Genomic DNA, 10177 nt, shown 5'->3' on the forward strand with positions numbered 1-10177 from the left:
CGACGAAGGGGGTGGATGCCTGGCATCCACCCCCTTCGCGTTGCGGCGTCAGTGCTTGTTGCCCTGCGCGGCCACGGCGGCGGCACCCGCCGCGGCGGCCTCGGGGTCGAGGTACTCGCCCGGCCCCACCGGGGTGAGGTCGTCGTTGAGACGGTAGACGAGCGGGATGCCCGTGGGGATGTTCAGCTCGGCGATGTCGGCGTCGCTGATGCCCTCGAGGTGCTTCACGAGGCCCCGCAGCGAGTTGCCGTGCGCGGTCACGAGGACCGTCTTGCCCGCCTGCAGGTCGGGGACGATGTCGCTGTGCCAGTACGGCAGCATGCGGTCGATGACGATGGAGAGTGACTCGGTGTCGGGCACCTCGCCGTCGATGCCGGCGTAGCGGGGGTCGCCGACCTGGCTGTACTCGTCGTCGGCGGGCAGCGGCGGCGGCGGCACGTCGAAGGAGCGGCGCCAGAGCATGAACTGGTCGTTGCCGAACTCCTCGAGGGTCTGCGCCTTGTCCTTGCCCTGCAGGGCGCCGTAGTGACGCTCGTTGAGGCGCCACGAGCGCTTCACGGGGATCCAGAGGCGGTCGGCGGCGTCGAGCGCGATGTTCGCGGTCTGGATCGCGCGGCTGAGCACCGAGGTGTGCAGCACGTCGGGCAGCACGCCGGACTCGGCGAGCAGTTCGCCGCCGCGCTTCGCCTCGGCCTTGCCCTGGTCGGTGAGTCGCACGTCGACCCAGCCGGTGAACTGGTTGGTCTTGTTCCACTCGCTCTGCCCGTGGCGGAGGAGGATCAGCGTGTGAGGCATGACTCCATGCTATCGACGCCGGGGCGCCGGTCAGGAGCCGCGGCTGGCATCATGTCGTCAGTGAGTTCCTCTCCCGTCGGGCGCCCCACGCGCGGAACGACCGGGGTCAACCGCCTGCGCCGCGTCGACCGTTGGATCGCGCGACACCCGGTGCTGCGTCGCACCGACGACCCGCTCGTGGTCGACCTCGGCTTCGGTGCCAGCGCCGTCACCCCGCTCGAGCTCCACACCCGTCTGACCGCGCAGCGGCCGGATGCCACGGTGCTGGGCCTCGAGATCGACGCCGACCGCGTCACGCGCGCGCGCGAGCAGGCCGCCGGCGTCACCGGCGTGTCGTTCGCCCGCGGCGGCTTCGAGGTGCCCGTCCCCCACGGCCGACGGCCTGCTGTCATCCGGGCGATGAACGTCCTGCGCCAGTACGACGAGACCGACGTCGCCGACGCCTGGGCCCGCATGTGCGCGCGCCTGCAGCCCGGCGGCATCCTGGTCGAGGGCACGTGCGACGAGATCGGCCGCATCGTCACCTGGGCGGAGGTGGGCGCCGACGCCGTTGCCCGGAGCCTTACGATCTCGCTGCGCCTCGCCGCACTCGACTCCCCCGCCGTCGCCGCCGAGCGGCTTCCCAAGGCGCTCATCCACCGCAACGTCGAGGGCGAGCGGGTGCACGCGTTCCTGGCATCCCTCGAACGGGAGTGGACGCGTGCGGCCGCCGTGGCGCCCTTCGGCCCGACGCATCGGTGGCGCACCGCGATGGATGCGATGACGGATGCCGGCTGGCCCCTCGTGCGTCGGGAGCGCTGGCGCCTCGGCGAGGTGGGGATCGCGTGGGAGGCCGTCGCACCGCGATGAGCGCCGCACGACTCCGGTTCTGCGGGCGGATCGAGCGGTTCGGGCCCCGTGGCGGCGGGGCCGTGGAGGAGTCGTGCCCCAGCGCCGTCGCGCCGCGGGTCAGATGCGCGGGAGCAGCGCCCGCGCCTCGGCGGAGGGCATACCCGCCGCGGTGAGCAGGTCGACGGCCAGCGGCCGCATCGCGGCGACGAGGTTGAGCTCGCCGACACCGCCGTGCGGCAGCAGGGCCGCCGGGTCGAGGCGACGGGTGACCGCGACCAGCGCCGCGCGCGCTGCGGGCTCGACGGAGATGTCGTCGAGGCTGTCGCGCACCAGCGAGGCGCCCCGGGCGAGTTCGGCGAGGAGGTCGGCCGGAACGGGACGCGCGTCACCGTCCGCGCACAGATAGGCCGCGCGCCGCGCCACGACCCGCAGATTGCGCGTCGTCAGATCCAGCGCCTCGCGCACCCGCTCGTGACGCTGCAGCTCCGTGCGCTGGCGGCGGAGGAACGGCGAGATGCGCGCGACCTCGCGCCCCGACTCCAGCGACCCGCTCCAGGCGTCGACGTACGTCTGCAACGAACGCGCGCGCTCCAGCCCCCGCTCCGCCCGGGCGCGGTCGCCCTTGCGCAGCGCCCGCACGATCGTCGCCATCGCGCCATCGAGCGCGTCGAACAGCTCGTCGGCGTCGCGCAGCTCGGTGCGCCGCAGCGTGCGCGGGATCAGCGCCGTGACGATGAGGGCCGCCGCACCGCCGACGGCGCCGTCGACGAGCCGCAGGAACGGCGCCCCGGTGACGATCACCAGGGCGATGAGCGACTGCACCACCGCCGCCAGGGCGAATCCCGGCTGCGGTGAGACGAAACGGGCCACCAGCAGCGTCACCGTCATCGCCAGGGCGATCTGCCACCAGCCGCTCCCGGCCGCCAGCAGCACGACCTCGGCGATGAGGATGCCGACGAGCATGCCCATCACCGTCTCGGCGACGCGCCACGGTCGGGCATCGCGCACGAGTCCCAGACTCGACACGGTCACCGTGGCCGCCAGCAGGGGGACGGGGTGTCCGAGCACGAAGTGCGCGAACGCATAGGCCGCGGTCGCGGCGACCACGATCTGCGAGATCGCGGGCAGCGACTCGCGCACCCGCACGACGCGACGCGCGAGGGTGGAGCGCAGGCGTGAGCGGGGCACGACGACCCCGACGGTCGTCGAGGACTCGTCGCCGGTCATTCCGCCGCGCGGCGGCGACCGAGGCGGGGCAGGCGCGGGACGGCCGCGGTCGCCCCGGCATCAGCGGGCACGACGGTCTCGGCTGCGGCAGCCAGGGGACCGTCGGCGGTGTCGACCACGAGCGGCACGCCCTCGGGGGCCGTGCGCTTGACGAGGGCCAGGGCGATCGGCCCCTCCTCGTGGTGCACGGCGACCGAGGTGATGGCGCCGATCACGGTGTCACCCGCGCGCACGGCATCGCCGCGGACGGGCAGCACGTTGTCGCTGCCGTCGAGCTGCAGGGCCACCACGCGGCGCGGCGGGTGGCCGAGATTATGCACCTTCGCCACCGTCTCCTGGCCGCGGTAGCAGCCCTTCGACAGGTGCACCGCGGTACGCAGCCAGTCCATCTCGTGCGGGAGCAGCCGCTCGTCGGCGTCGACACCCACGCGGGGGCGCCACGCGGCGACGCGCAGGGCCTCGACGGCATCCAGCCCCGCCAGCGACGTCTCGCCGCGCACGGCCGCGTCGATCACACGCTCGAACTCGGCGGCATCGACGATCGCCTCGGCCCAGTCGCGCTCGGCGCCGGGGTGCGGCTCGACGCGCGCGTAGGCCCAGCCTCCGGGGGCGACCTCGGGCCAGGGATCGACCCAGACGGGGGCCGCGGTCGTCAGCTCCGCCACGGCGGCGCGAGTTCCGCCGATGACGAAGAGGTCGGCGGAGCGGTCGCGCACCTCGACGCGCAGGCGGAACCGCATGCGGGTGAGCCAGGATGCCAGCGCCTCGGCGTCGGAGGCGTCGACGAGCAGCCACGTCGTCTCGCCGTCGTCGACGACCGCGGCCGCGTGCTCGACGCGTCCCTGGGGATCGAGGATGAGCATCTCGGTGGACACGCCCGGCGCGAGGTGGGTCAGCGCCTGCGACGACAGCGAGTCGAGCCAGCTGCGGCGATCCTCGCCGCCGACGGAGACGACCCGACGGTCGCCGAGCGGCGCCAGCGCCGAACCGGATGCCAGGCGACGCTGTTCGGCCACGGGCGAGCCGACGTGACGCAGACCGCGTTCGTCGACGACGGCACCGGGCACGTCGGTGAGGGAGGCCATACTCACTCCGCCCGGGCGAGACGCGCGGAGGCGTGCGAGCCGAGTTCGCGGCCGAGGGCCGCGATGTCCCACGCCCACAGGAGGTGGTTGTCGACCAGGCCGTACAGGCGCGTCGCCGCAGTGTAGGGCTTCGCGCCGGCGGTGCGCACCACGGCATCCGTCGCCAGATCGATGCGCGGACCCTTCACCTGACCGACGTAGAGCTCCAGGATGCCGTCGGCGTGCGCCAGGCTGACCTCGATGTCGAATCCGCCGTCGGCGTTGCGGAGCGCTTCGACGTCGTCCGCCGTGCGGGCGACCGCGGCGGCCGTCGCCGGGAGGAGGCCCGGACCGGCATCGGCGTCGGCCGCGGGGCGCGCCAAGCGCCAGTAGCCGATCTCGGAGACGAGCGGACGCCGCTCGTCACCGTCGAGCAGCCAGGCATCGGCCGAGTAGTTCAGGAACGCTCCGCCGTCGTGGCTGAAGCTCACGCGGTGCGCGAACTCGCCCGAGTAGGAGCGACCGTCGGCCTCGTAATCGATGACGCCGGTGCCCTCCCAGACGCCGACCAGCCACGACAGGGGAACGAGGTCGGCCGGAAGATCGGTCGGGATCTCGATCACGACGGGCTCAGCGCTGGCCGCGGTAGAGGTTCCAGATGACCGTTCCGGACACGAAGGCGATCGCCAGCGAAGCGAGGCCGAGAAGTCCCACGAAGAACAGTTCGAGCGCGAGGAGGTCCATGGTGCAACTCTAGCCCGAGACGAGAGCGGCGAGACCGAAACCGAGGGTGATGACCCCGAGCACGACGAGAGCACCGAGCGAGCTCAGCGCCATTCGCTGGATGAACGCCTGCGAACGGCCGTACCAGAGCTGCACGGCGAAGGCCACGATCACGCAACCGCCGAGGGCGACCGCGATCCACTGCGCGCGCCACTGCTCGGGAACGAACAGACCGATCGCCACCCCCGCGATCGCGGCGAGCACCCACACCGCGATGACGCCGGCGACGGTGCGGCGCGGAGTGAGGTCGGGAGTCGACATGACCCCATCATCACTCAGGACCCCCGCCCGGCGCACGCGATACGCCGGTGATGAGGGCCTCCGCCTCGTCACCCTAAGATGATCGGGTGCGCGGCACGCCGCACGGGAGGTCCTCTTGGCACAGCTTCTGGTACTCAGCTCCGCCCCGGGCGGCGGCGCTGCCCTGCCCGCGCTCGAACTGCTGAGCCACCGCGTGCGGCAGATTCCGGCCGAGGCGGCGCAGCTCGTCAACGCGCCCAGCGCCGACGTCATCTTCGTCGACGCCCGCTTCGACCTGGTCGGGGCGAAGTCGCTGTGCAAGATCATGACGACCACGGGGATCGAAGCCCCGCTGGTGCTCGTCGTGACCGAGGGCGGCCTCACCGCCGTCTCCACCGACTGGGGCATCGACGACGTCGTGCTCGTGGGCGCCGGTCCCGCCGAGATCGACGCCCGCATCCGGCTCGCCATGGGACGCCGGACCGCCGATCAGGTCTCGACGCGCATCCAGACCTCCGGGATCACCATCGACGAGTCCTCCTACTCGGCGAAGGTGCACGGCAAGCCCCTCGATCTCACCTACAAGGAGTTCCAGCTCCTGCACTTCTTCGCCACGCACCCGTCGCGCGTCTTCACCCGCGAGCAGCTGCTCAGCGAGGTGTGGGGCTACGACTACTTCGGCGGCACCCGCACGGTCGACGTCCACGTGCGACGGCTGCGCGCCAAGCTCGGAGACCTCGAGCAGCTCATCGGTACCGTGCGCAACGTCGGGTACCGCTTCAACGTGTACGAAGACGACGCGCCCGTCCCCGTGTCGGCCCCCGCCTGATCGGTCCGACGCCCGCCGCCGGCATCGAGCGCGACGCCGCGGCATCCGTCATCGTCCGACACCGCGCATACCGCCCGTTCACTCCGGCGTCACCGACCCCTGCAATGATGTGGGGATGATGGAACACGACGCGCTGGATGCGGGCCTCGGCGACGCCGACGACGACGACTTCGATGAGGCCGTCGAAGCCGAAGACGACCAGCTGCCCGACCACCGCTACCTCGACCGCGAGCTGAGCTGGCTGGCGTTCAACCAGCGCGTGCTCGAACTCGCCGAGGATCCCACCGTTCCCGTCCTCGAACGCGCGAACTTCCTCGCGATCTTCGCCAGCAACCTCGACGAGTTCTTCATGGTGCGCGTCGCCGGTCTGAAGCGCCGCATCGTCACGGGCCTGGCCGTTCCCACCAACGTCGGTCGTGCACCGCTCGACGTGCTCGCCGACATCTCGGCCGAGGCCCACCGCCTGCAGCTGCGCCACGCGGCGGCATGGACCGAGAAGGTGCGCCCCGCCCTCGCCGACGCCGGCATCGAGGTCGTGACCTGGGACTCGCTCGACGACGACACCGCCGCGCGTCTGACCGAGTACTTCCAGCGCAACGTCTTCCCGGTGCTCATGCCGCTCGCCGTCGACCCCGCCCACCCGTTCCCCTACATCTCGGGGCTCTCGCTCAACCTCGCCGTGCGCATCCGCAACGCCCGCACCGGGCGTCAGGAGTTCGCGCGCCTGAAGGTGCCGCCGATGCTGCCGCGATTCGTCGAGGTGCACGGCGACGGACCGGGGGTGCGCTACCTGCCGCTCGAAGAGCTGATCTCGAACCACCTCGAAGACCTGTTCCCCGGGATGGAGGTGCTCGACCACCACGCGTTCCGCCTCACCCGCAACGAGGACATGACGATCGAGGAGGACGAGACCGAGAACCTCATCCAGGCCCTGGAGGCCGAGCTGCTGCGTCGCCGGTTCGGTCCGCCCATCCGCCTCGAGATCACGGAGGACATGGACGACGTCACGCGATCGCTGCTGCTCAGCGAGCTCGACATCACCGAGCAGGAGGTCTACCGCCTGCCCGGTGCCCTCGACCTGCGCGGGCTGTTCGACCTCTCGCGCATCGATCGCCCCGACCTGCACTATCCCCCGCACGTGCCCAAGACCGCCCTGCCGTTCCAGCCGCCGGAGCAGAACGGTCGCGCCGATCTGTTCGGCGCCATCCGCAAGGCCGACGTGCTCGTGCACCACCCCTACGAGTCGTTCGCGACGAGCGTGCAGGCGTTCCTCGAGCAGGCCGCCCGCGACCCGCACGTGCTCGCCATCAAGCAGACGCTGTACCGCACCTCGGGCGACAGCCCCATCGTGCAGGCGCTGATCGACGCGGCGGAGGCCGGCAAGCAGGTGCTCGCGCTCGTCGAGGTCAAGGCGCGCTTCGACGAGGCGAACAACATTGTGTGGGCTCGCAAGCTCGAGAAGGCCGGCGTGCACGTGGTCTACGGGCTCGTGGGCCTGAAGACGCACTGCAAGCTCGCCCTCGTCATCCGCGAAGAAGAGGGGCGCCTGCGCCACTACAGCCACGTCGGTACGGGCAACTACAACCCCAAGACGAGCCGCATCTACGAGGACTTCGGCCTCTTCACCGTCGACGACCAGGTGGGTCGCGACCTGACCCGCCTGTTCAACGAGCTCAGTGGGTACGCCATCGAGAAGAAGTTCAAGCGTCTGCTCGTCGCCCCCCTGCACCTGCGCAAGGGTCTGCTGCGCCACATCGACAAGGAGCGGCGCAACGCGCTCGAGGGCAAGCCCTCCGGCGTGCGCATCAAGGTCAACTCGATGGTCGACGAACAGATCATCGATGCCCTCTATCGCGCCAGCCAGGCCGGCGTCCCGGTCGAGGTGTGGGTGCGCGGCATCTGCTCGATCAAGCCCGGCGTGCCCGGCGTCAGCGAGAACATCACGGTGCGCTCCATCCTCGGCCGCTACCTCGAGCATTCGCGCATCTTCTCGTTCGCGAACGACGGCGACCCGCAGATCTTCATCGGCAGCGCCGACATGATGCACCGCAACCTCGACCGGCGCGTCGAAGCCCTCGTCCGCGTCGTCGACGAGAACCAGCTGCGCGAACTCACCGCCCTGTTCGACCTGGCGATGGACGACGGCACGAGCTCGTGGCACCTGGGCGCGGACGGCGAGTGGACGCGCCACAGCGTCGACGCCGACGGCGCCCCGCTGATCGATCTGCAGGAGCACACCATGTCGCGCGTGCAGCGCAAGCGTCGCGCACGGACGGCCCGATGACGGAGACCGCGGTCTACGCCGCGGGCGGCGTCGTGTGGCGCCGGGTCGAGGGAAAGCTCCGCGTGCTGCTCATCCACCGCACGAAGTACCGCGACCTGACGCTGCCCAAGGGCAAGGTCGACCCCGGCGAGACCCTCGCCGAGACCGCGGTGCGCGAGATCCGCGAGGAGACCGGCATCCGTGTCGCCCTCGGTGTGCCCGTGGGCGTCTCGCGATATCGCATGCCGAATTCGCGCACGAAGATCGTGCACTATTGGGCGGCCGAGGCCACCGACGCGGCCGTGCGCACCTCGTCGTTCGTGCCGAACAAAGAGGTCGCCGCGATCGAGTGGGTGAGCATGAAGAAGGCACGCAAGCACCTCAGCTACCCCGTCGACATCGAGATCCTCGACGAGTTCGCCCGCCTCGTCGACGAGCAGGCGCTCCCCACCTTCCCGATCGTCGTGCTGCGCCACGGCAAGGCGCGTTCGCGCGACGAGTGGGACGGCGCCGACACCGATCGCCCGCTGACATCCCGTGGTCGCAAGCAAGCCGAGGCGATCGTCGGACCGCTGCTCGCCTTCGGCGTGCGACGCATCGTCTCGAGCCCCGCCGAACGCTGCGTGCGCACGGCCACACCGATCGCGCACGCCATCGGTCAGCGCGTGCAGCTGTGCGCCGACATCAGCCAGGACGCGTGGGAGCAAGGTCGCGCCGACGCACGCACCGTCGTCGGTCATCGGGTGCGCGCACGCAAGCCGGTCGTCCTCACCAGTCACGGTCCCGTGCTGCCCGACATCATGCACGAGCTCGCGTTGGCGACGGGCACGATGAGCGGGTCGTACCTCGGCAGCGCGTCGACGCTGGAGACCGGCGCTTTCTCGGTCGTGCACGTGCCGGTCGAGCATCCCGGCGCGGGCATCGTCGCGATCGAGACGCACGAACCGCGGGTGTGACCCTTCCCGCCGGGATTCAGGTCGCCTGGCGCGCGGTGCCGCCGGGCGCCCCGCGGCGCGAGGCGTCGCGCGCGCTGCTCGCCGAGCTGCTCCCCCGCGGATCCTTCGTCTCGCGGTGCGCATCGTGCGGCGGCGACCATGGCCGTGTTCGGGTGGAGGGGGTGGATGCCGCGGTCTCGGTGTCGTACGTCCCGGGGTGGGCGGTCGTGGCGGTGACGCGTGATCACCCGCGGATCGGGGTCGACGCTGTTCCGGCGGAGGCCGGGGGCCTCGAGCGCGTGCTGCCCGGGGGCTCGGCTGAGCGGGCGCGGGCGGGGGTGGAGGACGTGCCCGTTCGGGCGGGCGGTACGGTCGATGCGCGCGAGTGGGCGGCGCGCGTAGCGGACGTGACCGCCCGGGTACATGGCGAGGCCGATGCGCGCAAGTGGGCGCACGTAGAGGACGTGACCGCCCGGATGGGCGGCGCGGTCGATGCGCGCGAGTGGGCGCGCGTCGAGGCGGTGCTGAAGGCCGACGGGCGAGGACTCCGCATCGACCCTTCGCGAGTCACCGTGAACGCGTCCGGAGACGGGTGGGTGGCACGGATCGTCGATCCCGACCGGCGTCCGTCGGGCGCGGGTCGCAGCACGTGGCGCGGGTGGGACCTCGACGGTCCCGCGGGCGTCGTGCTGGCGGTGGCGGTCGGGGCGGCCTGAGCGCCTGCGACCGCGGAGTGAGCCTCGACCATCTCGCTGCGCGGAGGCGTGAGGTGGCTGAGCCTGTCGAAGCCGGCCCCGGTCAACTAGTCGGGTGGCTGAGCCCGTCGAGGCCACCGACACCATGCTCGCGTCAGGTGGCTGAGCCCGTCGACGCCGCCGGGGCCGGGCGGGCGGGGCGACGCCCTTCCTCCCCAGTGCGCTGGTTCGCTCATCCATCCCCGATCACGCCCGCGAGCCCGGGGCGATGTCGGAGGTCGCCGCTAGCATGCACACATGCCTGATCGCATCGTCCCCACAGCCCCGAAAGGCGGGCCCGCAGCCCTGACCGCGGTGCTCGACGACGTGCTCGCAACCGGCGCCGCCCTCGCCACCGCCGACGCCGCCCGCACCCGCGCCCTCGCCGCCGCAGGCCACCTCGCCCTCGACGTCATGGCCGACCAACGCGCCACCGCCCGCGCCGCCGAACTCGCCCTCCGAGAAGTCGCCTCCGA

Annotated in this window: 10 protein-coding genes and 1 pseudogene; 6 read left to right on the plus strand and 5 right to left on the minus strand. The window is 71.8% G+C overall.

The features are described 5' to 3' along the window. Positions 1-48 precede the first annotated feature (48 nt). Positions 49-795 (minus strand): phosphoglyceromutase, encoded by a 747-nt coding sequence (locus tag AS029_RS13060; protein WP_058233021.1) that lies wholly within the window; start codon positions 793-795, stop codon positions 49-51. A gap of 51 nt (positions 796-846) precedes the next feature. Between AS029_RS13060 and AS029_RS13065 the strand changes: the two genes are divergently transcribed. Beyond that, complete coding sequence (locus AS029_RS13065; protein ID WP_058233022.1) at positions 847-1644, plus strand: class I SAM-dependent methyltransferase; 798 nt, start codon at positions 847-849, stop codon at positions 1642-1644. Positions 1645-1743: 99 nt separating this feature from the next. Here AS029_RS13065 and AS029_RS13070 read toward each other — a convergent pair whose 3' ends face one another. From AS029_RS13070 to AS029_RS13085, 4 genes are all read right to left on the minus strand, one after another. After that, positions 1744-2853 (minus strand): FUSC family protein, encoded by a 1110-nt coding sequence (locus AS029_RS13070; RefSeq protein WP_175456663.1) that lies wholly within the window; start codon positions 2851-2853, stop codon positions 1744-1746. After that, on the minus strand, positions 2850-3938 hold the full coding sequence (gene ygfZ, locus AS029_RS13075) for a CAF17-like 4Fe-4S cluster assembly/insertion protein YgfZ (protein ID WP_058233023.1): 1089 nt from the start codon (positions 3936-3938) through the stop codon (positions 2850-2852). The genes AS029_RS13070 and ygfZ overlap by 4 nt, the downstream gene beginning before the upstream one ends. 2 nt (positions 3939-3940) lie before the next feature. Then, entirely contained in the window at positions 3941-4540 is a 600-nt protein-coding gene (locus AS029_RS13080) for a heme-binding beta-barrel domain-containing protein (protein WP_058233024.1), read from the minus strand. A gap of 130 nt (positions 4541-4670) precedes the next feature. Continuing rightward, positions 4671-4961: a hypothetical protein gene (locus AS029_RS13085; RefSeq protein ID WP_058233025.1), complete on the minus strand. Its 291-nt coding sequence runs from the start codon at positions 4959-4961 to the stop codon at positions 4671-4673. Positions 4962-5076: 115 nt separating this feature from the next. Between AS029_RS13085 and AS029_RS13090 the strand changes: the two genes are divergently transcribed. The 5 genes and pseudogenes from AS029_RS13090 to AS029_RS17810 all read left to right on the plus strand — a co-directional run. Beyond that, the gene (locus AS029_RS13090) at positions 5077-5769 is read left to right on the plus strand and encodes a response regulator transcription factor (protein ID WP_058233026.1); all 693 of its coding nucleotides are present in this window, start codon (positions 5077-5079) and stop codon (positions 5767-5769) included. A gap of 115 nt (positions 5770-5884) precedes the next feature. After that, complete coding sequence (locus tag AS029_RS13095; RefSeq protein ID WP_058233027.1) at positions 5885-8053, plus strand: RNA degradosome polyphosphate kinase; 2169 nt, start codon at positions 5885-5887, stop codon at positions 8051-8053. After that, positions 8050-8988, plus strand: a complete 939-nt coding sequence (locus tag AS029_RS13100) for an NUDIX hydrolase (RefSeq protein WP_058233028.1) — start codon at positions 8050-8052, stop codon at positions 8986-8988. Before AS029_RS13095 ends, AS029_RS13100 begins: the two co-directional genes overlap by 4 nt. Continuing rightward, entirely contained in the window at positions 8985-9683 is a 699-nt protein-coding gene (locus AS029_RS13105; protein WP_058233029.1) for a 4'-phosphopantetheinyl transferase family protein, read from the plus strand. The genes AS029_RS13100 and AS029_RS13105 overlap by 4 nt, the downstream gene beginning before the upstream one ends. Positions 9684-9959: 276 nt before the next feature. Then, positions 9960-10177: pseudogene (locus AS029_RS17810) on the plus strand (HNH endonuclease); the annotation flags it as partial.

This window comes from Microbacterium enclense, from assembly GCF_001456955.1.
In the GTDB taxonomy this organism is placed as follows: Bacteria; Actinomycetota; Actinomycetes; order Actinomycetales; family Microbacteriaceae; genus Microbacterium; species Microbacterium enclense.